21 protein-coding genes and 1 tRNA gene are annotated in these 25,261 nt (G+C 65.6%); 11 read left to right on the top strand and 11 right to left on the bottom strand.

The features are described from left to right. Nucleotides 1–2 precede the first annotated feature (2 nt). Nucleotides 3–950: an AAA family ATPase gene (locus MU553_RS03885; RefSeq protein ID WP_247375832.1), complete on the bottom strand. Its 948-nt coding sequence runs from the start codon at nt 948–950 to the stop codon at nt 3–5. A gap of 109 nt (nt 951–1,059) precedes the next feature. Here MU553_RS03885 and MU553_RS03890 point away from each other — a divergent pair. Then, a tRNA-Ser gene (locus tag MU553_RS03890) sits at nt 1,060–1,144 on the top strand. A 571-nt stretch (nt 1,145–1,715) separates the two neighbouring features. Here MU553_RS03890 and MU553_RS03895 read toward each other — a convergent pair. Next, nucleotides 1,716–1,961, bottom strand: a complete 246-nt coding sequence (locus MU553_RS03895; protein ID WP_247375834.1) for a DUF8142 family protein — start codon at nt 1,959–1,961, stop codon at nt 1,716–1,718. A gap of 202 nt (nt 1,962–2,163) precedes the next feature. Between MU553_RS03895 and MU553_RS03900 the strand changes: the two genes are divergently transcribed. After that, nucleotides 2,164–4,497, top strand: coding sequence for a heavy metal translocating P-type ATPase (locus MU553_RS03900; protein WP_247375836.1), 2,334 nt, complete (start codon nt 2,164–2,166; stop codon nt 4,495–4,497). Between the two features lie 12 nt (nt 4,498–4,509). On the opposite strand, the gene MU553_RS03905 is transcribed toward MU553_RS03900, so the two are convergent. Together MU553_RS03905 and MU553_RS03910 are read right to left on the bottom strand one after the other, a co-directional pair. Further along, nucleotides 4,510–4,656 (bottom strand): rubrerythrin-like domain-containing protein, encoded by a 147-nt coding sequence (locus tag MU553_RS03905; protein WP_247375838.1) that lies wholly within the window; start codon nt 4,654–4,656, stop codon nt 4,510–4,512. A gap of 74 nt (nt 4,657–4,730) precedes the next feature. Beyond that, nucleotides 4,731–5,039, bottom strand: coding sequence for a DUF8081 domain-containing protein (locus MU553_RS03910; RefSeq protein ID WP_247375839.1), 309 nt, complete (start codon nt 5,037–5,039; stop codon nt 4,731–4,733). Nucleotides 5,040–5,114: 75 nt separating this feature from the next. Between MU553_RS03910 and MU553_RS03915 the strand changes: the two genes are divergently transcribed. Continuing rightward, entirely contained in the window at nt 5,115–5,555 is a 441-nt protein-coding gene (locus MU553_RS03915; protein ID WP_247375841.1) for a bifunctional nuclease family protein, read from the top strand. 1 nt (nt 5,556) lies between these two features. On the opposite strand, the gene MU553_RS03920 is transcribed toward MU553_RS03915, so the two are convergent. Next, nucleotides 5,557–6,027 carry a phosphopantetheine adenylyltransferase gene (locus tag MU553_RS03920; protein WP_247375842.1) on the bottom strand — a complete coding sequence of 157 codons (471 nt, stop codon included), beginning with the start codon at nt 6,025–6,027 and terminating at the stop codon, nt 5,557–5,559. A gap of 366 nt (nt 6,028–6,393) precedes the next feature. Between MU553_RS03920 and MU553_RS03925 the strand changes: the two genes are divergently transcribed. Together MU553_RS03925 and MU553_RS03930 are read left to right on the top strand one after the other, a co-directional pair. Further along, nucleotides 6,394–9,453, top strand: coding sequence for a hypothetical protein (locus MU553_RS03925; protein ID WP_247375844.1), 3,060 nt, complete (start codon nt 6,394–6,396; stop codon nt 9,451–9,453). A gap of 4 nt (nt 9,454–9,457) precedes the next feature. Further along, nucleotides 9,458–11,911, top strand: a complete 2,454-nt coding sequence (locus MU553_RS03930) for an efflux RND transporter permease subunit (RefSeq protein WP_247375847.1) — start codon at nt 9,458–9,460, stop codon at nt 11,909–11,911. Here MU553_RS03930 and MU553_RS03935 read toward each other — a convergent pair. Then, a complete protein-coding gene (locus MU553_RS03935) occupies nt 11,842–12,111 on the bottom strand; it encodes a YbjQ family protein (RefSeq protein ID WP_247375849.1) in 270 nt (89 codons plus the stop codon). The two genes, MU553_RS03930 and MU553_RS03935, sit on opposite strands and share 70 nt — an antisense overlap. Nucleotides 12,112–12,366: 255 nt before the next feature. On the opposite strand from MU553_RS03935, the gene MU553_RS03940 reads away from it, so the two are divergent. Next, nucleotides 12,367–13,383, top strand: coding sequence for a DUF7972 family membrane protein (locus MU553_RS03940; RefSeq protein WP_247375851.1), 1,017 nt, complete (start codon nt 12,367–12,369; stop codon nt 13,381–13,383). 35 nt (nt 13,384–13,418) lie between these two features. Here the strand turns inward: MU553_RS03940 and MU553_RS03945 are convergent, their stop codons facing one another. The 4 genes from MU553_RS03945 to MU553_RS03960 form a co-directional block, all read right to left on the bottom strand. After that, nucleotides 13,419–13,925: a hypothetical protein gene (locus MU553_RS03945; protein ID WP_247375854.1), complete on the bottom strand. Its 507-nt coding sequence runs from the start codon at nt 13,923–13,925 to the stop codon at nt 13,419–13,421. A 345-nt stretch (nt 13,926–14,270) separates the two neighbouring features. Next, nucleotides 14,271–15,815, bottom strand: coding sequence for a (R)-citramalate synthase (locus MU553_RS03950; protein ID WP_247375856.1), 1,545 nt, complete (start codon nt 15,813–15,815; stop codon nt 14,271–14,273). Between the two features lie 181 nt (nt 15,816–15,996). Then, nucleotides 15,997–16,431, bottom strand: coding sequence for a DUF192 domain-containing protein (locus MU553_RS03955; protein ID WP_247375858.1), 435 nt, complete (start codon nt 16,429–16,431; stop codon nt 15,997–15,999). Nucleotides 16,432–16,472: 41 nt separating this feature from the next. Next, a complete protein-coding gene (locus tag MU553_RS03960) occupies nt 16,473–18,173 on the bottom strand; it encodes a methyl-accepting chemotaxis protein (protein ID WP_247375861.1) in 1,701 nt (566 codons plus the stop codon). A 192-nt stretch (nt 18,174–18,365) separates the two neighbouring features. Here MU553_RS03960 and MU553_RS03965 point away from each other — a divergent pair, with 192 nt between their 5' ends. From MU553_RS03965 to MU553_RS03985, 5 genes are all read left to right on the top strand, one after another. Further along, a complete protein-coding gene (locus MU553_RS03965) occupies nt 18,366–18,926 on the top strand; it encodes a DUF7097 family protein (RefSeq protein ID WP_247375864.1) in 561 nt (186 codons plus the stop codon). A gap of 114 nt (nt 18,927–19,040) precedes the next feature. Further along, nucleotides 19,041–20,102, top strand: a complete 1,062-nt coding sequence (locus tag MU553_RS03970; RefSeq protein ID WP_247375866.1) for a sensor histidine kinase — start codon at nt 19,041–19,043, stop codon at nt 20,100–20,102. 63 nt (nt 20,103–20,165) lie between these two features. Continuing rightward, the gene (locus tag MU553_RS03975; RefSeq protein WP_247375869.1) at nt 20,166–20,714 is read left to right on the top strand and encodes a GMP synthase subunit A; all 549 of its coding nucleotides are present in this window, start codon (nt 20,166–20,168) and stop codon (nt 20,712–20,714) included. Between the two features lie 162 nt (nt 20,715–20,876). Continuing rightward, nucleotides 20,877–22,742, top strand: coding sequence for a DUF2070 family protein (locus MU553_RS03980; protein ID WP_247375871.1), 1,866 nt, complete (start codon nt 20,877–20,879; stop codon nt 22,740–22,742). A 114-nt stretch (nt 22,743–22,856) separates the two neighbouring features. Then, on the top strand, nt 22,857–24,626 hold the full coding sequence (locus tag MU553_RS03985) for a hypothetical protein (protein ID WP_247375873.1): 1,770 nt from the start codon (nt 22,857–22,859) through the stop codon (nt 24,624–24,626). On the opposite strand, the gene MU553_RS03990 is transcribed toward MU553_RS03985, so the two are convergent. Then, nucleotides 24,623–25,030: a zinc-ribbon domain-containing protein gene (locus MU553_RS03990; RefSeq protein ID WP_247375875.1), complete on the bottom strand. Its 408-nt coding sequence runs from the start codon at nt 25,028–25,030 to the stop codon at nt 24,623–24,625. The genes MU553_RS03985 and MU553_RS03990 overlap by 4 nt on opposite strands. Nucleotides 25,031–25,261 lie beyond the last annotated feature (231 nt).

Raw genomic sequence — 25,261 nt, forward strand, 5'->3', positions numbered from 1 at the left:
GATCAGACGGTGGGGACCGGAATCTCGTCGAGCACATCGGCGATGATCGCGGTCGGATCGACGTTGTCCACGCGTGCGTCGGGCGTGAGCACTAGCCGGTGCGCCAACACCGACCCGACGACCACCTTGACGTCGTCCGGCGTCACGAAGTCCCGGCCGACGATCACCGCACGGGCGCGCGACGCCTCGAACAGCCGCTGGGTCCCGCGCGGGGAGACGCCCACGTCGACGCGGCGATCCTCTCGCGTACCGCGGGCGATCGCCGCCATGTACTCCAGCAGGTCGTCTTCGACGTGGACGTCCTCCGGCGTCGTCCGGAGCGCGCGCACCTCCTCGGGGCTGAGCACGGCGTTCACGGAGGGACTTTTCGACTCCCGGCTGCGGCGACGCCGGAGGAGTTCGACCTCGCCGTCCTCGTCGGGGTAGCCGATCGCCGTCTTCACCGCAAAGCGGTCGACCTGTGCCTCGGGCAACTCGAAGGTGCCCTCCATCTCGACGGGGTTCTGCGTGGCCATCACGAAGAAGGGCCGCGGCAGCTCGTGGGTCTCGCCGTCGACGGTGACCTGGCCTTCGCCCATGGCTTCGAGGAGGGCGCTCTGGGTCTTGGGCGGGGCGCGGTTGATCTCGTCGGCCAGCACGACGTTGGCGAAGATCGGCCCTTCCGAGAACTGGAAGGTGCCGTCGCGTTCGTTGTAGATGTTCGTCCCGGTCACGTCGGCCGGGAGGAGGTCCGGCGTGAACTGGATGCGCGAGAAGGACAGCCCGAGCGCGGCGGCGACGCTCCGGGCGGTGAGAGTCTTTCCGGTACCGGGAACGTCCTCGAGGAGGACGTGCCCGCGGCTGGTGATTCCGAGGAGGACGGTTTCGAGGAACTCGCGGTCGGCGACGACGGCCGACCCGACTTCGTCGAGGACCGATTCGAGGGCGGAACTCGCATCTGCGACTTCCATACCCGCTTGTCCACGACCAGCCGTATATGGGATTCGACTAGGGGCATTTTGCGTACCTGTCGGTCGGAACCGTAACCTACAAACCACCCACCGTCGTACGATTTGATGAGCCGAGGTAGCCTAGCCTGGCCAAGGCGGTTGCCTCGAAAGCAACTGTCCTCACGGACTCAGGAGTTCAAATCTCCTCCTCGGCGTTTTTCCACAAGCCACCCGGCAAGTGGAAACGCAGTCGAGAGATTTGAACGAGAGAACACGCACGCTCGACCGAAGGGAGAGAGCATGTTCGCGTAGTTCAAATCTCCTCCTCGGCGCTTCTCAGCGAACCAGAGTCCGAGCGACCGCTCTGCGTGTCGCTCGTTCGGTGAACTGTGAGCGACAGCAAGAGATTTGAATGAGACCAGACGCGCGCAGTGAAACGAGCACGTCTGGGCGTAGTTCACAATCTCCTCCTCGGCGCTTCTCAGCGAACTACATTACGAGCGACCGCTCTGCGTGTCGCTCGTTCGGTGAGCTGTGTGCGACAGCAAGAGATTTGAATGAGAGGAGTCGCAGCGTGCGAACGGAGCGAGCACGATCGTCTCCGCGTAGTTCATAATCTCCTCCTCGGCGCTTCTCAGCGAACCACCTGTCGAGTGGAGACTCCGTCGAGAGATACGAACGAGCGGAGCCACAGCACGAGCGTAGCGAGTGACCGTCTCCGCGTGGTTCGAATCCCGCACCGGTCGGCCGAGCCGGTTGAGGCGGTTCCGGAAAGGCGGTGCGCGCCTATCGCTGGTTCGCCTCGGGGTTCACGTCGCCCGTCCGGTCCCGGGCGAACCCGGACCGGAAGGCGATGTACGCCAGGACGCAGATGAAGAGGATCGGCGGGAGGATGAGGAATCCCCAGAGCGCGTCCAGTCCCCAGGCGAGGATGAGCCCGAGACATGAGAGTCCGATGAACAGGAACGGCAGCACCGCGAGCACGGCCTGCTTCCGGTTGAGTTCCTCGTCCGCTGTCACCGATTCGGTCATACCACGGATTCGGCGTCCGCATAGAAAAACACCGCGTTGTCGCACTCGCGACATCCGCCTTCGAGAACCGACCATCGCGAACCGTCCCGACAGAGACCGCGCCGAGTTATTAACTCACGAGTCAGCCGATGCTAGCGACAGACATCAAATCCCGCGATTGTAACAGCGATATTAATAACTCGGGAGTTGGTAGAGTGGGATAATGAGCGCCGAAGATGGACGTGCGGAGTCGGACGACAGCCCCGAGCCGCCGGACGGGGCAGAGCTCCAGCTCCAGGTCCCGAGCATGGACTGTCCCTCGTGCGCCGGGAAAGTGGAGAACGCCCTCGACGGGGTCGAAGGGGCGCAGGAGACGGATCTCAGTCCCGCGACCGGTCGGGTCACAGTCGGCTACGACGGGAGCGACGAGGTGCGCACGGCGGCCGTCGACGCCGTCGAGAACGCTGGCTACGACGTGACGGGTGTGACGGCAGACGACGAGGAGATGGCTGCCGGCCCCGCGCCGGCGGAACCAGTCTGGCGAACGCCGAGAGCGATCAAGACGGCCGTCAGCGCCGTGTTGCTCGTGGTCGCGCTCGTCGTTCGGTTCCTGGTCCCGGGCCTCAACGAGGTAGTCGCGAGTCCGTTCGGCCAGGGGCTGACGGTCGCCGACGGGGTCCTGCTGGTCGCGATCGCCGTCGGTGCACAGGTCATCCTCCGGAACGGCTACTACTCCGCGAAGAACCTGAGTCTCGACATCGACTTCCTGATGAGCGTGGCAGTGCTGGGCGCCACGGGCGTCTCGCTGTTCACCGCAGAGCAGTTGTTCATCGAGGCGGCGTCGCTCGCGGTGCTGTTCAACGTCGCCGAACTGCTGGAACGCTACGCCGTCGACCGGGCGCGCAACTCACTGGGTGAACTGCTGGAACTCTCGCCCGAGACCGCGCTGGTCAGGCGCGAGGGCGACCTCACCGAGGTCCCGGCCGACGACGTCGCGGTGGGCGAAACCGTCGTCGTCGAACCAGGCGAGAAGGTGCCGCTCGACGGCGACGTGATCGAGGGCGAGAGCGCGGTCAACGAGGCCCCGATCACCGGCGAGAGCGTTCCGGTGGACAAGGCGGTGGGCGACGAGGTGTACGCCGGCAGCATCAACGAGAACGGCTACCTGGAGATCGAGGTGACTGCGGCCGCGGACGACAGCACGCTCGCGCGCGTCATCGAACTCGTCGAGGGCGCCCAGGAGCGCAAGACCAAACGCGAGCAGTTCGTCGACCGGTTCGCGAGCTACTACACGCCGGTCGTGGTCGCCGCGGCGATCCTGACCGCCGCAGTCCCGCCGCTCCTCTTTGGCCTCTCGGCCGTCGAGTGGTTCGTGCGGGGCATTACGTTCCTCGTCATCGCCTGTCCCTGCGCGTTCGTCATCAGCACGCCCGTCACGGTGGTGTCTGGCATCACGAGCGCGGCCCGCAACGGCGTGCTCATCAAGGGCGGCGACCACCTCGAACGGATGGGCGAGGTCGACGCCGTCGCGCTGGACAAGACGGGGACTCTGACCACGGGGGAGCTTCGCGTGACCGACGTGGTCCCGCTGAACGGCAACGACCAAGGCGACGTGCTCCAGTGCGCGCGCGGCCTCGAAACCCGGAGCGAACATCCCATCGCCGAGGCCATCGTCGGCCACGCCGACGCCGAGGGCGTTTCCGACGGGGACCGCGACGTGGACGGCTTCGAGAGCCTCACCGGTCAGGGCGTGCGCGCGGAGCTGGGCGGCCACACCCACTACGCGGGGAAGCCCGCGCTGTTCGACGAGTTGGGCTTCGATCTGAGCCACGTCCACTTCACCACGAGTGCGGGCGAGTTGCCGGAAGACGCGCGACGGCTGTGCGACCGCGAGGGCTGTCTGGACCTCGTCGAGGACACAATCCCGCGGCTCCAGGCCGAAGGGAAGACCGTCGTCGTGGTGGGTACCGAAGACGAGGTCGAGGGGCTCATCGCCGTCGGCGACACGGTCCGGCCGGACGCCACCCGAGCGGTCGAGGCGCTCGAAGAGCGCGGGCTGACCACCGTCATGCTCACCGGCGACAACGAGGGGACTGCTCGCGCCGTCGCCGAGGAGGTCGGCGTCTCGGAGTTCAAGGCCGGGCTGCTCCCCGAGCAGAAAGTCGACGCGATCGAGGAACTCCAGGCGGCGTACGGCACGGTCGCGATGGTCGGCGACGGGATCAACGACGCTCCGGCGCTGGCGACGGCCGACGTGGGCGTCGCGATGGGCGCGGCCGGCTCGGACACGGCCATCGAGACGGCCGACGTCGGACTGCTGGGCGACGACCTCTCGCGACTCCCGTATCTGGCCGACCTCTCCCAGACCGGCAACGGCGTCATCCGCCAGAACATCTGGGGGTCGCTCGGCGTGAAGGCGTTGCTCGCGCTCGGCATTCCGGTCGGCCTGGTCGGCGTCATCCACGCCGTCCTCATCGGCGACGTGGGAATGACCACCGCGATCACGGGCAACGCGATGCGGCTCGCCCGACTGGAACCCGACGACGTGCTGGAGTGAGGCCCGACGAGATCACTCGCGCGGGACGCTGAGGTCGGCCATCTGCCCGCCGCAGTCCGGGCAGAACTCCGGTTGGTGCTCGGCACGGAGCCGGATCGCACAGGCCGTACACTCGTAGACGTAGGGTGGCTCGGGATGGTAGGGGTCTGGAACGTGCATCGCTAGCACTTCACGGTGGACGCGTTTTAATCGCGCGTGGGTCACGGGACTGACAACACGACCAGACAGAGCCGTCAGTACCGAGCGAGTTCCGCCTGTGCTGCGGTGTCGCCTCCTGCGCGTGGGCGTCCGCGGCGGTCACCGCCCACGAGATAGCCGTCGACGTCGCGGTCGTCGGTCGGGGCGGCGTCCTGAATCCAGACGGTCGCGTGGGGACCGCTGACCGTCCGCGCCCACGCTCGTGCGAGGGGTTTCGTCTCGAAGCGGCGCACTGACCCCTGCGTGTTGACCCACGTCCCCACCGCGGGGCAACTCCGCCGCGCGGAAGGCTTGATCTCGACGACGTACCCCGAGCCAGTCACGAGCGTCGCTACGAACTCCACATACTTCGGACGCTCGGTGACACGCCCGGAGGGGCGCGGGGTATCTTTTCATACCTTCCCGACGTACTGTGTTCCATGAACGAGGCCACCGTCGAGGGTGTCGGTGTTGGCGTCGGCGAGGAGGGATCGGGTGCGCCGGTCGTCGTCCTGCGCGCTCGCGACGAACTGCTTCCGATCTTCGTCAGCAGCGACCAGGCACAGTCGATGCAACTGGCGCTCGACGGCGAGCCGTTCGACCGCCCGCTCACCCACGACCTGTTCGTCCAGATGGTCGCAGAGTTCGGCGGTGCCATCGACCGCGTCCGGATCGACGACCTCGCCGACGGCACCTTCTACGCGAAGATCGACGCCGAGCAGTATCACGGCGGCGAGCGCAAGGAACTGGTCTTCGACGGCCGCCCGAGCGACGGCATCGCCCTCGCCCTCCGGGTCGACTGCCCGATCCTCGTCTCGGACGAGGTGCTCGACGACGCCGGACGGTCCCCCGAGGAGTTCGACGTCGAGGGCGCCGAGTGAGTCACTGACGCAGGTTCCCGTGTTCGTCGATCTCGCCGTTGACGATTCGCGTCGAGGAGATGCGTTCGCCGTCCGCGGCAAGGACGTACGGTGCCACGATGCCCTCCAGCGGTTCGAATCCTCTGGCTCGCCGCCGTTCGTTGATCGCTGCGAGCTCTACGGCCGTCTCCGGCGAGACGACCAGCGCGTCGACGGCCGGTTCCTCCGTGACGATCCCGTGTTCGCTCGTCAGCTCCCGGATCTCCCACTCCCGGCCCCACTCGTCCTGTTCCCGGAGCGCCGTCTCGACGGCGGTCGTCCGGTCCTCGAATGCCGGGACCGCACGCGTTCGGGACGACCGCGCGAACTCGTCGCTGGTCACGCCGACGACGAGTCCCCCGTCACCGTATTTCAGTGCCGTCCGCAGGAGCGTTCGGTGTCCATCGTGAAGCGGGCCGAAGGTTCCCGCAACCGCGACACGCGTCTCGGTCATGGCAGACGATGGGCCGGCCACTCACTTCAACAGGGGTCTTCCAACGGGGCGTCCCCCTCCCAGCCTGACGGAGACGGGTGACTAGCGTCTCTCTTCTGTGCGGAACGGCGCGCATGACCCGGGTACCGTGTCGCTAACCGGAGCGAAGCGAGCGCATACTAACGGGCGTCCTGAGACAGGTCCCACGCAATCAATGGTTTCAGGCACAGTCCTCGGAGTCGACTCCGTCCACCGTGACGGCCGGTGCCCTCCCCGTCGGTCGAGGCTCCGAGCGATCGTGTCGAATCGCCAGTGCGTACCAGACACTGCCATTCGGGTGCCGCCACACCCCGCCGCAAACGGCGGGCGTGGGTGACGGCCACCAGGATGGACCGCATCCCCACGTTCGTCGTCCTGCTGGTGATCGTGGCTAACGCGGTCGGCCTCGCCGTCACAGCGACCCAGACTAACGTGTTCGGCGGCGACGAGGGTCACGGCGAGAAACACGGCACCGAACACACCGAGGAACACGCCACCACCAGCGTCGAGAGCGGGAAACCGGGAACCGACGGTCCGGTCTCGACCACCATCGAGACAGGAGCGACGACAGGGACGAGCGAGCACGCTGGCGACGACCGAGAAACCGGAAACGGCGAGAAGCCGACGACAGGAGTTGGAGACGAGAGAACACCCGAAGACAGCCAGGGAACGACGACGCAAGGGGCACCATCGACAGCGACGGCAGACGAGCGAACGCCAGGACGAGGAACGGACGCGGCAACGCCGTCGACAGGTGCTCCTGACAGCGCTCAGACCACGACTGCGACTCGGACCGACGACGGCGGAACCACTGGCGACCGGGGAGGTGACGACGGGACTGGTGATGCCGAGAACGGCAACGGAGACACCGGCGACGACGGGGCAGCCGACGGAAACGGGACCGGAGACGCGGCTGAAGAAGAAACAGCGGATGGGAACGGCGACGCGGGAGATGACAACGGCAACGGCTACGCTGCGGACGACAACGGCAACGGCTACGCTGCGGACGACAACGGCAACGGCGACGCGGGAGATGACAACGGCAACGGCGACGCGGGAGATGACAACGGCAACGGCGACGCTGCGGACGACAACGGCAATGGCGCCGCGGGGGATGGCAGGGAGGACGACAATGGCAACGGCGACGCGGGAGATGACGGGGGAGACGACAACGGCGAAACTGACGAAGAAGGGGAGGAACCGACGGTCGTCGAGGGTGAGCCGGACATCTCGGTGTTCGCTCCCAACCGGACGGCAGCCCCGGGCGACCGACGGCAGTTCGCGGTGCAGGTCGTCAATTCGGGCGAGTTAGACGTCACCGACGCGAACGCCGACCCCGCGGACGAAGACCGCGTCAGAACCGCCAGTAACGTGCAGGTGACGCTCGAAGACGGCGGGTCACCGATCGAGGTTCGCGGGGGAACGGTCGGACTGGGTGCCCTCCAGAGCGGCGACACAGCCCAGGCGGGTTTCGAGATCGTCGTGCCGGGCGACGCAGACGCGGACACGTACGATCTGGACGTCGAGGTCGAGTACGAGTACGTCGACGAATCCGGCGATGACGCCGCCGACACGGAGACCGAGACGATCTCCGAAACGGTCGAGCTGGTGGTCACCGAGGAAGCCAGATTCGAAGTGGACTCGGTCGACGCAGACGTCCAGCCCGGCGAGACGGACACCGTCGAGGTTGACATCGAAAACGTCGGCGACGAGGACGTGACCGACGCGGCAGTCCGGTTCATCTCCCGCAACAGGAAGCTCCGCGTCGACAGCTCAAACCGGACCGTCCGCTACGTGGGCGACTGGGACGCCGGCGACGAGGAGGAGGTCTCCTTCCAGGTGACGGCGAGGAACGGCTCAGTCCCTCAAGACTACGCGATCACCGCGGTCGTTCGCTACACGGACGACGACGGGAACCGTCGGCGCTCCCAGCGGTTCGCGTTCGGCGTGACGCCGGACGACGAGCAGGAGTTCGAACTCGACGACGTGGAGGGGCCGCTCAGCGTCGGCGAGACGGGGACGATCACCGGCGAACTCTCGAACGAGGGACCCGAGGCCGCGACCGACGCCGTCCTGCGCATCGAATCGCCGGACGACGACGTCGTCCCCCAGCGGGACGAGTTCGTCCTGGGCGACCTCGACGACGGCGACGACGAGGAGTTTACCTTCCCCGTGCGCGTCGCCGAGAACGCCGAGCCGGGCGCGCGGCAGTTCGAGTTCGTCGTCCAGTATCTCGACGAGAACGGCGACCCGCGGGGGAGCGAGACGCTCCTGGCGTCTGTCGACGTCGAGGACGAGGACGCCGCGTTCGACTTCGACGACGTCGAGCAGACCCTGCAGGTCGGCATGGACGGCACGATCGACCTCACTCTGACCAACGAACTCGACGAGGACCTCACGGACGCGCGCGTCTCGATCCGATCGCCGAACGAGGACCTGACGATCGGCGATGGCGAGAACGCCTCCCGGTTCGTCGGCGACTGGGACGACGGCGACGACGAAACCGTCACGGTCCCCGCCGAACTCGGCGCCGACGCGACCGCCGACTCCTACCCGCTGGTCGCCACCGTCGGCTACACCGACGAGGACGGCGACACGAACCGCTCTGACCCGATACGGTTCGGCGTCACACCGGCCCAAGAGCAGGAGTTCCGCATCGGAAACGTGACGAGCACCCTCAGCGTCAGCGAAGAGGGCGTCGTCCGCGGCCGACTGACGAACGTCGGCCCCCGGAACGTCACGAACGGCGTCCTCAGACTGCAAAACGGCTCCCAGAACGTCGATCCGCGTGAGGCGGAGTTCGCCGTCGACGGGCTGGCCGCCGGCAGTTCGACCCGGTTTTCCTTCCCCATCGACGTTCGCGAGAACGCCGAGCCCGGACCCAGGCAGCTGGCGTTTCGGGTCAGCTACCGCGACGCCGACGACGATCGCCGACAGAGCGACACGATCCCGGTTCGGGTGGTGGTCGGCCCCGAAACCGACGAGTTCGACGTCGCACCGGCCAGCGCGACTGTCCGAGCCGGATCGACCGGGACCGTGACGCTCGTGATCAGCAACAACCGCGACTACACGCTTCGGAACGTCAACGCGAAGGTGTTCGTCACGGAGCCGCTGAGCAGCGACGACGACCAGGCGTTCGTCTCCAGGCTCGGCCCGAACGAGACAGTTCGGCTGTCGTTCGACGTCAGCGCCAGCGGCGACGCGAGTCCCAAGACCTTCCCGCTCAAGATCGACTTCCAGTACGAGGAACCGGACGGCGAGACGAAGCTCTCCGACACCTACCAGGTCGGCGTGAACGTGACCGAGTCCGACGGGGGACTGCTCGGCGACGTGCTGTCGGTGACCGCCGCAGTGATGGGCGTCCTCCTCCCGATCGCCGGCGGATACCTCTGGCACCGCCAGCAGTAGCGCCATGGCGGACGGCAGTCAATCCCTGGACCGGGTCGCAACCTGGGTCGTCGAGCGCTCTCGCACCGTCGTCGCTGCGTTCCTCGTCGTGACGGTCGTGTTCGCGCTCGGCCTCGGGGCGGTCTCGACCGAAGCGGGCACCAGCCAGTTCACCCAGGCGACCCCCGCACAGGAGGCGTTCGACGCCGTGACCGAGAACTTCGAGCCCGCGTTCAGTTCCGGGAACGAGACGACGCAACTCGTCCAGCGCGGCCGGAACGTCCTCACGAAAGCGGAGCTGCTGGCGATGCTCCGGGCGATCGACCGCCTGGAGCGAGAGGAGTCGCTCCGCGTCGCCTCGACGGGGAGTGCTGCCGGGACGGTCGCGACTACGATCGACCCCACGGCGCGGACGACCGAGGACGAGATCGACGTCATCGAGAACGCGACCGCGGCCGAGATCAGGGCCGCAGTCCGGACGGCGGCTGCGACCGATCCGGCCTTTCGGAGCCGACTGAGCGACGACTTCAATCCCCGATCCGCGAGCGCGTCGGCGACCATCGCGGTTGTCACTCACGAACTCCCGGTGAGCACCGACGCGTCGTCGGGCGCCAGCGAGACCGACCCGTTGCAGCCGATCCAGGTGCGTGCGCGGACCGCCGTCGCCCCGGTCGACGCGGCCATCACGGTGTTCGGGTCGGGAATCGTCGCCGAGGAGTTCTCGACCGTCGTCGGGGACTCGCTGCTGCTCGTCGTGCCCGCCGCGCTAGCCCTCATTCTCCTCTTTCTCGTCCTCTCGTTTCGCGACCCGATCGACCTCCTGTTGTCGGTCCTGGCGCTCGCGATGGCGCTGGTGTGGACGTTCGGTTTCATGGGTCTGGCCAGCGTCCCGTTCACGCAGTTGCTCATCGCTGTGCCGCCGCTCATCCTCGCGGTCGGGATCGACTTCGGCATCCACACGATCAACCGCTACCGGGAAGAGCGAGTGGCCGGCGTGGACGCCGCACGCGCGCTGCGGACTGCCTTCGAGCAGTTGCTCATGGCCTTCGCGATCGTCACCGGCACCACCGTCGTCGGGTTCAGCGCCAACCTCACCAGCGCCCTCGCGCCGATCCGCGACTTCGGCCTGGTCGCAGCCGTCAGCATCGTCTTCACGTTCCTGATCTTCGGGCTCTTTCTGCCCGCGCTGAAGGCGCTCGCCGACCGAGCGCGGGAGCGACGGTCGCTCCCGGCGTTCAGCGACGAACCGCTCGGCCAGGAGGGGTCGCGCCTCGCTCGCGTGCTCACCGGTGGCGTCGCGATCGCGAAACGCCAGCCGGTCGCGTTCCTGCTAGTGCTGGCGGTCGTTTCGACCGGCGTGGCCGCCTACGCCACCGGCGTCGACACCTCCTTCTCCGACGAGGACTTCCTGCCGCCGGCGGAGACGCCAGCGGTCTACGACTCGCTGCCGGAACCGTTCGCGCCGTCGGAGTACACGGTGACGGGAACCATCGATTTCCTGGAAGAAAACTTCGACTTCGCAGCCGAGGACAGAGTGACGATCTACGTCGAAGGCCCCCTCGAGCAGGACTTCGCGCTCGAGTCGTTCCAGCGAGCGCAGCGCGACCCACCGGACGCCATCGTCGCCGCGAACCGCACGGCCCAGACCGAGAGCGTCGTCACCGTCATCCGCCAGTACGCCGACCAGTCGAACTCGTTCGCGCGGCTCGTCGCCCGGAACGACCCCGACGCCGACGGCGTTCCCGAAGACAACCTGGCGACGGTGTACGACGCGCTGCTCACCTCGCCAGTTCGCGACCGGGCGCTCCGCTACATCACCGACGACCGCCGGAGCGCCCGCGTCGTCTACACCACGGAGGCCGACGCGGCGCAGTCCGACGTGACGGCCGACGCGAGACGCGTGGCCGACCGCTACCGGTTCGAGGCGACCGCGACCGGCGAGACCGTCGTCTTTCAGTCCATCTCGGACATCATCTTCCGCTCTGCCATCCAGAGCCTCGCCGTGGCGCTGCTGTTGACCGCGCTCTTTCTCCTCGCGGTGTACAAGCTCCTCGTCGACGACGCGACGCTCGGTCTCGTCAACCTCGTCCCGATCCTCGTGGCCGTGACGTTCATCGCCGGGTCGATGCGACTGTTCGGCGTCCCGTTCAACGCGCTGACCGCGACGATCCTCTCGATCACCATCGGCCTGGGCATCGACTACTCGGCGCACATCGTCCACCGGTTCACTGACGAGTACGACCCGAGCGGCCAGGGGGACGTGATCCCGGCCCTGGAACGGACAGTGCGCGGGACCGGGGGCGCGGTGACCGGGAGCATGCTCACGACGACCAGCGGCATCGGCGTGTTGGTCCTGGCGTTCACGCCTGTGCTCGGCCAGTTCGGACTGATTACTGCACTGAGCGTGTTCTACTCGTACGTGGCCGCCATGCTCGTCACACCCTCTGTCGTCGTTGTCTGGGCCCGTCTCACGGGCTGAAACGACCGGGCCGACTCGCAACCGCGTTCGATCTTCTTCTCGTAGGACCCGCTCCGGCCGCCCACGATGTCGCGGATACCGGCCGCGAAGTCGCTGACCACGTTCGCGCCGATGACCGCTTCCCCGGAGACGATGCCGAGGTACTCCGTGACTGATTCCCCTTTCAGACCGTCTGTCGTCGTGATCGTGACGTCGTCCATGCGAGTTTCCCTTCCGCCGACGTGAGCGTAAAAAGGCAGGCAGAGTTACAGCGACAGAACGTCGGCCACGCGGGACGCTTCGCTGGCCGCAAAGACCGCGCACACGTCCGACAGCGAGACGCTAAAAGGCCGCAAATCGACGACACGGGCGAGACGCTGAAGTGTCCGGATAGCGGAACAGGTGCCATGATCGCAGCCGATTCGACGGCGCCCAAACAGTCCGCAACGCCATCGACGCATCACGTCCGGTGACCGATGGCACTGTTCAAGTATCTCCGTCGGTTGCGAGGGTGGGCACCGATCCCGACGCGGAGAGGGTTCAAACCTGGTCGGTGGCTCCTGTTAGAAGGGAACAGGTACGCCGTCACACTCGCGCTCCTCCTCGTCACGTTCGGGACGATTCTCTCGGTCGGGTCCGTCTGGACCTTCGAGATGCAGGTGCTGCTCACCGAGACCGAGGCCGTCCAGACGTTACTCAACAGCCTTCTCAGCGGGATCATCCTGCTCGTGTCCATCGTCGTTTCGATCAACTCGATCATCCTCTCCTACGACATCACGTCCGTCGGGGAGCAGGAGGATCGCATCGAGAGCGCGCTGCGGTTCCGCCGCGAAGTGGGCCGCCTGTCCGACGTCGAGCAGACCCCGACGAATCCGAGCGGCTTCCTGACGGTGATGGCGGAGGTCATCAGACAGCGCGCTCGTGACCTCGAAGAAGTCGCCGAAGGTGCCGACGAGGAGTTCGCCCAGGACATCCAGGAACACATCGAATCAACCACGAACACAGCCGAACACCTCGAACAGTCACTCGAACGCGTCGGTGGCGCCGAATTCGGCGTCCTCTGGCTGGGGCTGGAGTTGGATTACGACGAACTCATCGACCGCTCACGCCTGCTCAGATCGACACACGGCAACGGGTTTGGAGAGAGCACCGAAGAGCTGTTTGAAGAGCTCAGACAGGCGTTCGAGCTATTTGCGACCGGACGGCAGTACTTCAAGACGCTGTACTACAGCCGCGAGATTTCCCAGTTGTCACGGACGCTCCTGCTCATCTCCCTCCCGGCCATCCTGATCACTGCGACGACGATCCTCGCAATCAACGCACAGCTCCTGCCCGACGTCTGGATGTTCGGACTGCCCCCGTTGCTGACGTTCGTCTCCCTGACGTTCACGATCTCGCTCGCCCCGTTCCTCGTCCTCACCTCGTACATGCTCCGGGTCGCCACGGTCGCCCACCGAACCGCCGCTGCCGGGCCGTTCACCGTCAGTTCCTGAGCGACGGTCGGCCAGCCACCCCTGCCGGCAGCGTGTCACCGGGACGGCGTCAGTTGGGCACTCTCGTTCTCGACGACGAACGCCGCGAGGACGTACCGGTACGGCGTCGGCCCCTTCGAACACTCGTGGTCGTACTCGAAGCTCTGATTTCGCCAGACCACCTCCACGCGACTCCCGTTCGGAAGACCCGAGAGGACGACCGAATCACCGATGTCGACGGACGAATCCCGGACGTCCTGAGTGTTGTAGGACGCGAACGACGTGTTCGTCCCCGGTGCCTCGACGTAGAGGTCGTCCGCGGGAATCGAGTCGCCGCCGGTCTGGGTCACGGTCACCCGGACGCCGTCGGGCGTCGGCGTGGAATTGACGGCGTAGGACGCCATTGGGCGTTCGTACACCGGCGCACAGCCAGTGGGGTAGTAGACGTACGCGAAAAACAGTGGCACGACGAGCACCAGGGCGACGACGGCGATTGCAAACGCGATGAGGACGGGATTCTCGCGAAGCCGAGCGCGCACTCGCGAGCGGAGCCCCGGGCCCATGTGATGGTGACATTACAGATACGGCGAGATATGTATTTCGGCCGTTCTGTCGCTCGGTGAGCGTGAAGGGGCAGTGTAATGCGGAAGAAGACGAGCGTCCGCGCCGCGAAGCGGCGCGGTTCACTCCAGACGAGCGTCGCGAGGCGTGAACGAAGTGAACGCCTCGGAAGGGCGAACGGCGTAGCCGTGAGCCAGCGAGTCTGGAGCAGTTTTTAGTCCAGGTTTTTGCAACAGGGGATTCCCGCAGGCCGCTTCGCGGCCGAGGACACCCCTGGAAGTAAAAGAGTGGGGTTCAGTCGTCGGCTGCTCGCCGATGATCGCGGTTCGAGCCGACGCCCTCACCGATCAATCATCGGCGAGGACCTGATCGGGTTCGTTGGCGATCAGGCGGTCGATGGCGTCGACCATCGCCTCGACGGAGGCGCGCGTGATGTCGGCGTCGGAGATAGCGACGGTCACGGAGTTGTCGCCGCGGGACATCACGACCTCGACGGTGACGACTGCGTCCGTCCCACCAGTGATCGCGTCGACGTGGTAGGAGTCCAGCGAGGCGTCGGCAGCGTGGCCGAGCGCCTCCTGGACCGCCTGGACGGCGGCGTCGACCGGGCCGGAGCCGGTGCCGGAGGCGACGCGTTCCTCGCCGTCGATCTCGATGCGAACGCTGGCAGTCGGGGTGCCAGAGCCGCTGGCAGCGGTCATCTCGACGAGTTCGACGCGGCGGTCGCGGTCCTGGCCGATGACCTCCTCGGCGATCGTCAGGAGGTCGGCGTCGGTGACGCGCTTGCCGCGGTCGCCGATAGCCTTGACGCGCTGGACGATCTCGTGAATCTCGTCGTCGTCGGCGTCGAAGCCGTGTTCGTCGAGTGCGGCCTCCACGCCGGCGCGGCCAGCGTGCTTGCCCAGGGCGAGGCGACGTTCACGGCCGACCTTCTCGGGCGGGTACGGCTCGTACATCGTGTCGTCCTTGAGCGTGCCGTCGGTGTGGATGCCCGACTCGTGGGTGAAGGCGTTCTCGCCGATGACGGCCTTGTTCGGGGCCAGCGGCACGCCGGTCGTGTTCGAGATGAGTTCGGCGAGGGGGTACACTTCGGTGAGGTCCATCGGCTGGACGTCGTACCCGTGGTCGAGCGCGATGGCGACCTCTTCGAGCGCGACGTTGCCCGCGCGTTCGCCGATGCCGTTGATCGTGCCGTGGACGAGGTCCGCACCCGCGGCGACGCTGACGAGGGCGTTCGTGACCGCCATCCCCAGGTCGTCGTGGGTGTGGGTGCTCGTCGGCCCGAGTTCGGTCATCGGTTTGATGCGTTCGAGCGTGTCGTCGGGCGTCGCGTGGCCGACGGTGTCGGCGTAGCAGATGCGGTCCGCGCCGGCATCCATCGACGCGGCCATCAGCTCCGTAAGGTAGTCCGGGTCCGCACGGGAGCCGTCCTCGCCGATGACTTCGACCCACAGGTCGTGGTCCTTGGCGTACTCGACCAGTTCCTGCGTGTTCTGGACGTTGTCTTCGTGAGTGGTCCCGACCTTCTCCTCGATGTGTTTGTCGCTGCCAGGGACGACGATGGTCACGCCGTCGACGTCACAGTCGAGTGCGAGGTCGATGTCGTTCTGGATGCCACGAGAGAAACTCGTGATCGTCGCGTCCAGGTCCAGGTCGGTGACGCGCTTGATCGTGTCGCGCTCACCGGGCCCGGTGCAGGCGCTGCCGGCCTCGATGAAGTCGATCTCGGCCTCGTCGAGCTTGCGGGCGATGCGCGCCTTCTCGTCGGGCGTCAGCGAGACGCCCGGGGCTTGCTCGCCGTCGCGCAGCGTCGTGTCCAAGAACTGTACGTCGTCGACCTCTGCGAGGTCCGTCGTATCGGGATGCCTACCGAAGAAACTGTTCTCTGTCACCGTTAGTCCACTTCCATCAGTTACAACCGAGAATTTCACGGCCAGCCGCCTTGCGGCGACTTCCTCTATCCTCCGTGTCGTATTCCGACATGGTAGCTGGGAATAGGGCAATGCGTCCTGATTAATCTATCTCTTTGGCAGTGACGAGCTGACTACTCGAGCAGTCGTCAGTTCGGGGTCGTCACGCCTCAGTCTCGCCGGACTCGGCGCCAGCGGTGGCCCGGTCGTCCCCGCTGGGTCCGTCCTCGATGACGACGGTATCGCCAACCTCGACGCCCTCGGCGGCACCCGCGGGGAGTTCGACGATGGTGTCGGCTCTGGCGGCACCCAGCCCGACCCACGGTGAGAGCGTCTCCGTCTTGACCACCTCGTCCTCGCGGAGCCAGAGCACGTCCAGCGGCGTCCGCACGAACAACATGTGGATGTACTGCCGGGGAATGGTGTCGAACAGCCTGTGGAGGAAGTCCGGTTCGCCGAAGGTGAACACCAGCGCGTACTCGTCGGGAATCGACGACTTCCCCATCAATCCGAGCGTCTTGGTGACGAACGTGTCGGCGATCTCGACGTCCGTCGCGAGCGCCCGGCGGTCACCGTCCGGGTCGTGCACGACGCGCATACCTCGGTCGTCGACCCGACCTGTCAAAAACATTTGGTCGATTAGTCGTCAGTTGGTGGGCTCGCCTGCCCGGGGCCGGTGACGGCGGTCTTCTCGGCCACGTCGGTGCCCGGCAACTGGAACCGTTCGACGAGCGCCTGCAACTCGTCGGCTTCGCCGGCGAGCGCGTGGACCTGGTCAGTCGCGGTCGAGACCGACGCGGTCTGTTCTTCGGCGGCGGCGGCGACGTTGTCGGCCTCGGCGGCCGTTTCCTCGCTGATGGTGGCGACCTCGTCGACCATTCCGACGACCTGCTGGGTCGTTTCGGCCTGTTCGTCGGTCGCCGTCGAGATTTCCTGGACGCTCGTGTTGAGATCACCGACCACGTCGACGATGTCCTCGAAGTCACGGAGCGTGTCCTCGATCGTCGCGATGCTACCGGAGACCTGCTCGTTCATCGCCCGGACCTCGTCGACGGCCTCGCGGGACTCGGACTGGATCTCGGTGATGAGGTCGGACACCTCGTCGGCCGACGCGCGGGTCTCGTCGGCCAGGTTCTTCACCTCGTCGGCGACGACGGCGAACCCGTCGCTGCCGTCGGCCGCCCGGGCGGCCTCGATCGAGGCGTTCAGCGCGAGCAGGTTCGTCTCCTCGGCGATCTCCTCGATAAAGGAGACGATCCCGTCGATCTCGTCGATCCGACCCACGAGCGCCTCGACCTCGTCTGCGGTCTGGTCGATCCGGCTCTCCACGTCGTCGAGTTCGTCGATGGCGTCAACGGCGGCGTCGCGGCCGGACCGCCCGCGTTCGGCGGCCTCCTCCGCAGTCGTGGCCACCTCGTCGGCGGAGGCGGCGATCTGTTCGACCGTCGCGGAGAGGGTGTTCATCTCCGTGGCGATGGCCTGAAGCTGCTCGCTCTGTTGGGCCGCCCCGTCGGAGATCTCGTTGGTCGAGCCGGCGACTTCCTGACTGGCAGAGTCGATCTCGTCCATCGAGATCCGGAGGTCCCCGCTCGCGTCAGCGACCGAGTGAGCGAACTCGGCCACGTCGCCGATGGTCGATCCCAGCGTCGCGAGCAGGTCGTTGTAGTTCTCGACGACGGCGTCGTGGCGGTCGTTCTCGGCGTCGATGTCGAGCGTCGCGGTCAGATCGCCGTCGCGCGCCTTTTCGGTCGCCTCGCCGAACGAGGCGGCCATCGCCTCCAGGTTCTGGGATCGCTGTTCCAGCTCGGTCGTCATCGACTCCAGTTCCTCGGTGTACTCGGCCAGGTTGTCGGCCATCCGGTCCAGGGACTCGCCGAACTCGCCGGGGACGTCCTCGTCGAGCACCGGGTCGTCGAACTCCTGGCGAGAGAGCGCAGCGGCCTGTCGGTCGACGACGTTCAGGTACTCGCCCATGTCAGCGAACGCGTCGACCAGCCGGCCGATCTCGTCGTGCTGGTCCAGTCGCTGGATGGCGACGTCGAGGTTTCCCCCCGCGATGGCCGTCGCGTTTCGTTCGAGCTTCTTGATCGGATCGATGAAGTCCTGGCGCGTGATCAACAGCGTGTTCGCGAACGCGACCACAGCGCCGAGGAGCAGCGCCCCGAGGAGGACCAATCGGAGCGTTCCCGAGAAGAGAAACGGAAGGACTGCCTGTCCGAGCGAGACCGCGAACTGAATCCCGACGGCGACCAGGATTTTTCGCTCGACAGACTTGTCGACGCCGAGGGCCGACATCATCCCCCGGAGCAGCGATTCGTATCGACGAACCAGTAGGTGCATACTCCCACTTATCGAGTATCCCCCAATAAATCGACTGTCAGATTCTCAAATACTGAAAAGAAATGCCAAATAAACGGAAATTACACACGATGCAGCCGGGTTAAATTTTCACACGGGAGAACAGAACGGGCACACCCCCGCCGTCTCCGAGTGACCGTGAGGTTTGAGAGGGACGCTCCCAAACGGGGCGGCATGGAGAAGACCCCCTCGGGCACGTCGGTCGGCGTCGACGATCCCTACGGGTTCGTCGGTCGGTGTGACCACCTCACAGACGAGGGGCGCTGTCGGTTCGCGGTCGAGCACGGTGACCGTGACCCGGCGTTCGCCGACGCCCGGAGCGCCGACGAGTTCCGGTGTCCAGTCGCCGGCGATCCCGACGAACCCGACCCGACGGGACCCTGGGAGTGGGACGACTGTCCCCACTTCCGGTGTCGGAACCGCGACCGGGAGTGCGTCCGGTGTGGACTCGAAGAACGGCGGATGGCCCACTCCGACGAACGACCGCTGCTGGAAGAACATCACCTCTCGTACCGTTCGCAGTCGACGCACGGGGACGGAGATCCGAGTCACGAGATCACGGTGTACCTCTGTCGGTGGTGTCACGCCAAGGTGCACGATTCCTGGGCGCGCGTCGACGACGACGCCGCGCCCGACCCGGAAGCGCTCGCCGAGCAGGAAGCACGCCGATCCCGCGAGCAGGACGAACTGGGATTCCAGTCGGCCGCCGATCGGTTCGACCGCGACGGCGAGTGAGCGCAGCAAAGACGGGAACCGCTGCTCGACGTGTTTTAGTATCATACATGATAATAGAATGGTCGGTACTAAGTGGGCAAGCGGTCGATCCGAAAACGATTCCAGTTCGTGAGCATGCGCGTGACGAAGCGGAGCCTGGGCGTCAACTACGTAGCCGGAACTGGGCTCGTTCTGAGCGGACTACTGTTGAGCAAACTGGCGCTCAGTCCGCCTCGTGACTGGCTCTGGTCGGTCACTGGCCTCGTTCCGGCGGTCGCGCTCGGCTCGGCAGTGTACTGGTTGCCACGGATCAACCTCGACGACGAACAGATCTGGTGGGTCGCCCAGTGCGGGGCACTCGGTCTAGAGATCACGACGGCGTTCGTCGTCGGACACCTTCTGTTCTCAAAGCTGGTACTCGGATCGACAGCGATCCAGGTCGGCGTCGCCGCGAACAACGTCGCGGCGGGTGCGATCGTGGGCGTGTTGGGCGGCGCGCTCTGGGCGGTGCACAACGCGAACGAGCGAATGGGGGTTCGGACTGACGTCCTCAACCGCGTCCTCCGGCACAACCTCCGCAACGACATGACCGTCGTCTTCGGTCATCTGGAGAACGTCCGCGCCAAGGTCGACGATCCCCAGCAGGCACAGATCGACATCACGCTGCGGAAACTCGACGGCCTGATCGAGTTGACAGAACAGGTTCGCGCCGTCGATACCGCCCTGGACCGGGGCCGCCAGACGCACCGTCCGGTCAACGTGGTCGCCGTCATCGACCGCCAGGTCGACGAGCTGACGACCACACACACCGACGTCACGATTCAGACCGACTGCCCGGCGGAAGCGTGGGTGGTCGCGGACGGGATGCTCGGGATGTTGCTGGACAACATCGTCATGAGCGCCGTCGACCACGGCAACGGTGCCCCCACGTTAGAGGTCGAGGTGACGACGAGCACCCGATGGGTCGAGCTGCGGATCGAAGACGCCAGTCACACGCTCCCCACGGCGGACCTCGCGGTGGTTTCGGCCGGCGAGGAGACGAAACTGGACCACGGCTGTGGCATCGAGCTCTGGCTCGTCGACTGGCTCGTCGAGAAGTACGACGGCGAACTCACCATCGACGACGCCGACGACAGCCGCAGCGTCATCGACATCAGGCTCCCACGTGCCGGCACGCACAGCCGTCTCGGATTTTGACGCGCGTCGAACGCCGCTCCGTTTCAGCGGATATATACACGCCCGCCAACTGCAAGTGACCAAATGACTCGTATCGACGTGGTTGACAACCACGGCCAGTTCACCCACCTGGAACAGCGGGCCCTGCGGGACATGGGCGTCGACGTTGAACTCATCGACAACACCACCCCACCGGAGGACGTCACGGCCGACGGCCTCGTCCTCTCCGGCGGCCCGGACATGGACGACATCGGTCGCTGTCCGGACTACCTCGACCTCGACGTTCCGGTGTTCGGCATCTGTCTCGGCATGCAACTCATCGCGGCGGAACTCGGCGGCCGCGTCGGCTCCGGCGACTACGGGGGCTATGCGGACGTGACCGTCGAGATCACCGACGAGGACGACCCGCTCGTCGGGTCGCTGGCGCCCGAAACGCGCGTGTGGGCCAGTCACGCCGACGAGGTCAAGGAAGTCCCCGAGGGGTTCACCCGCACCGGAACGAGCGACGTCTGCGGCGTCGAAGCGATGAGCGACACCGACCGCGATCTCTACGGCGTCCAGTGGCACCCCGAGGTCTCACACACCGCCGAAGGCGAAGAAGTGTTCGAGAACTTCCTGGCCATCTGCGAGTAGCGATCTCTCCCAGCGGTTTCTCGCGGCGGTGCGGTTTCACCAAGCCATCAGTTCGCGAGCGGAGCGACCGCGCGGTCTCCCGAGCGCAACGTGTGGCTACGTTCCCCTCACGTCGCAAAATTGTCAAAAGTTATAGACCGGGGCAGGGGAAAGAACGGTACGATGACAGCCACACAGGGTGACCTGGCTAGCCTCTCTCGGTTCATCTTTCGCGCGCCCAGTTGGTATTCCAGTCTCGCCTTTGCGCTCTGTATCGCTGCGGTCAGCGGTGTCGCGGCGTTCGACTCCACGTTCGTCCTCGGTGACGCCTGGGAGGGCGTGTTCTTCATCGGACTCCCGACGATCGCGGCGAGCGCGCTGACGCCGTACGTCGACGGCCGACTGGGCGGCCAGTTGACGCCGAACCGCGCGTCGCTGCTGGCGCTCACCTGTGAACTCGTCACCATCGGGTTCCTGACCGTGGCGGGCGTCATCGCGGTGGTCACCGGCTTCGGCCAGGAGTTCGTCTTCGACGTGCTCATCGCCGCGCTGGGCGCGATCTTCGCGCTCAGGCTGTTCGTCGTCATGGCCGTCTCTCGGCACTCGCTGCCTGTCGCGGCAATCCCCGCGAGCCTCCAGACCGCCGCAGCAGCGCTGCTGTTGTTCATCTACAGCGGAACGCTGCGCTACTTCGAGATCGGCGGCCCGCTCACCCGATCGTACCTCTCGCGCCCGGAGGAGGCCCCGGCGGAGTTGCTCGTCGTCACCCCAGAGGACTTCGTCATGCTCGTCGTCGTCTGTGCGCTCTACGCGACTGCCGTCTGGCTGTTCCTGCTCGCGATCGACCAGCCGTGGCGCCGCAGTCTCGACGTCTCCGTGCTGGATTTCATCCGCGGGTTCATCGGCCACATCGCCGAGGGCACCCGCGAACTGGAGGACTTCTTCGAGGAGATCGGCGAGGAGGCTGTCGTCCCCGTGACCGTCCTCATCTTCCGCACGCCCGGGGGAACGGAGAAAGCGCGCTTCGTCCTGCCGATGATACACCCCGGCCCGATGGGCGAGATCGGCGGGGGGAACCTCCCCGAGCGAGTCGCCAAGAGCGCCGAAGGATTGGCGTTCCCACCGCACGCGACCGCTGGTCACGACTTCAACCTCGTCACCGAGCGCGAGGTCGACACGATCATCGACGCCGCCGAACGCGCCGCCGCCGAGATCGACTTCCAGGACGAAGCGACCGTCAGCGTCCGCACAGACGAGGGGGAAGCCAGTCTCGTCGGCCAGGCCTTCGGTGACGACGCACTCGTCGTCACGACCTACGCACCGGGATTCGCCGACGACGTGGAGTACGCCGTCGGCCTCTCGGCCGCCGCAGAGGCTCGCTCGGCCGGCCTGGACGACGTGATGCTCGTCGACGCGCACAACTGCAACAACGGACTCCAGGGCGAGGACCTGGGCCACGTCACCCCGGGAAGCAAGCGGTCGTTCGACATGATCCACGGTGCGAGCGAACTCGGCGCGTCCGTCGTCGAAGCCCGACGAGGCCAGCCGAAGCTCGGCGTCGCCTGGGACGAGACCCCCTGGGAACCGCAGGAGGGAATCGGTCCGCTGGGAATTCGCGTCGCCGTCCTCGACGTCGAGGGCCACCGCACCGCCTACGTGCTCGTCGACGGCAACAACATGGAACCGGGGCTCCGCGAGCAGCTCGTCAGCACCGTCCGCGCGGACGACGACGTCGACGAAACAGAGGTGATGACGACCGACACCCACATCGTCAACACCATCGAGGCGGACAACCAGGTCGGGGCAGCCATCCCCGACGCTGACCTCGTGAGCCTCGTCGACGACCTCGTCGACCGCGCGATCGACGACCTCGAACCCGTCGAGGCCGGCATGGCGAGCGAACGCGCCGAGGTCACCGTCTTCGGTAACGACCGCACGGAGACGCTCGCCTCGCACGCCAACGCGATGGTGTCGATGGGTGGCGCCCTGGCAGTCGTGTTCATCCTCGCCGTCTTCACTGTCTCCGCACTCCTATTTTTCCTCACCTGACGATCTCGTATAAAATTCAGTCACAGTTAGTTGCACAGTTAGGGCAGATAAAATCCCCGATAGATATAGATAGCTGGCCCGGCAACCTCCTGCGAACGTAATCTCTTTCCCGACATGTCATCCAACGCCCACTGGTCGCACGTCCTCCGTCTGTCGACGCCCGTCTTGGCGCTCTGTTTCGTCGTGGTTTTTCTGGCTCTCACGCCGTCGGTTGCTGCCGCGGACCGAGCAGCAGCGAATGGGACGAACGCGACTGCCTCGCCACAGATCGATCTGTCCCTGAACGGCCACTCCGTCGACGGCGGCTGGGAGGTAGTCCAGAACAACCCGAAGTTGGCCATCGACGTTGCAGTCGGACCGTACGCTGGCGTCGACACGACAGTACAGGAAGTCGTCGTCAGGAGAGACGGGCAGACGATTCGGAGTTCCAGTCCCGAGAAAGCGCAGGCGAACGTGACGATGGACCTGCCGCTCAATCGCGGGAACAACACTATCACCGTCATCGCGACGGACAGCGACGAGAGCATCAACTCACGGACGTTCAGGATCAGCAAGGATACCATACCACCGTGGGTCGGACTCACGTCACCGTACGAATCTGACCTCAACGGCCCGATCCCGGACGGCAACGTCAGTGACGCCGATGTTACGCTCTCGTTTTTGGCGGCTGATTTCAACAGGATCGTCTCGGGGGAAGTCTGGCACACCTACAACGGAACCCTGGAAACGGTCTCCCTGGAGGACCCCGGAACGCAATTTAACCAGTCGTTCCTTCTCGGCCCGGGAACCAACGACATGCGAGTCTCGCTCACAGACGTGGCCGGGAACACCCGAACGTGGGACTTCAACCTCACACTCGAAGACACGACGGGAGCGAAGATCGGAGTGACGCCGAACAAGTACGGGGACGTGCCACCGCCGACCGCCGAGCCCATCCCGATCAAAGACTCGGCACCGACGAGCGAAATCACGCTCTCGGGCACGATTACAGACAACGTCTGGGTCCACAACGCGTCGATTCTGGTCAAACACGTCAACGCGAACAGCAAGACCGGTCGAACGAGTTACACTCGCCAGATTCGCGAGTGGACGCCGTACGAGCACCAGCGGTCCGGCCGTTCGATCACGTTCAGCGAACGGCTCCCGCTTCGACTCGCCGACAGGGACAAGAAAAACAGGACGGGAATCAATCTCATATACGTTCGCGCCCAGGACTATTCCGGGCAAGTGATAAATCAGACGATCAACGTCACTCGCCTCCCTGGCCCTGCCCCAACCACCGTCCGCCGCAACTCGCCGCCCGCTGTCCGAATCAGTGAACGGCGGACGCATCTCCGAGACGACGGCCACGTCCAAGTCGTGGCGACGGCCTCCGATTCGGACCGTGACATCGACGTTATCGAAATCGAATCCGAGACCGGGGCTGGCAGCGTCACCGGGTACAAACGTTTCACTAACCTGAGTAGTCTCCAGACGTTGTCGTTCAACACGTCGCTGCAGGCGTCCGAGAAACCGGTGATCGTCACCGTTCGCGTGCGTGATGAGAACGGCGGACGAGCGATTGACAAGTATCGGCTAGACGGGGACGACGCCGACGCGATCCCGCCTCAGTCGACGCCACCCAGGACAAGTGCCCCACCGCAGACCACGACAGCACCGCCCACAGTAACGACAGCCCCGCAGCCAGCGACGACCGAGAGACCGACGGCAGCCACCAATACCACCGTCGCCCCGGACAGTTCAGGTGGTCTACTGGGTGGCGTACTCGGTGGCGTACTCGGATTCGCTGGGGCGATCATCCCCTTCGTCATCGGGGGCATCGTCTTCGTCACCGTCTCGTATTTCGCCCTCCAGCAGGTCCAGGGCAGCGAAGACGCTGCTTAAAGGAACTGCAGTGAGACGACGGCGAGGGCCGTGAAAAACAGATACACGCCGATCATGAACTCTCGGGCGAACGGCCGACCGAGGGGACGACCCAACAGCCGGCGAGTCGGGGGCAAGACGAGAATGCCACTGAACAGCAACAGTTTCCCTTCGAGGGTCGCACGCAACGACAGCCCGACGACGACGGTGAGGTAGCCGACGACGTAGCTGATACGGTCCCACAGCTCGCGACGACCGCTGGACTGTCCGCTGCCAGTTCGATCCTGCAACTCGGCCGACTCGAGTTGCCGTTTGACGTACCGTTCCAACTGCTCGGCCGCTTTTTCGGTCTGTGGCGCACCGCAGAACGGACAGAAGCGAGATGAATCGTCGATCTCAGTGTCACACCGTCGACAGCGGCCCATACCGCAACCAAAATGTACGGAGATATAAAATTTAGTCCATTGTCAGGGCTGTCGAGAACGGACAGTCGGCCTCATTCCAGATATTAATAATACGTGGGATACGTTTATTGTCTAGCCACCAATTCGTATACGTATCAGAACCAGTGACGCCGTAAGTGACATCAAAGGCGGCTGGTGACTCTCACAACCCCTAACAATGACAATGGCTGGCATCTCGACTGAAGTCGAAAA

This window comes from Halorientalis brevis (assembly GCF_023077655.1).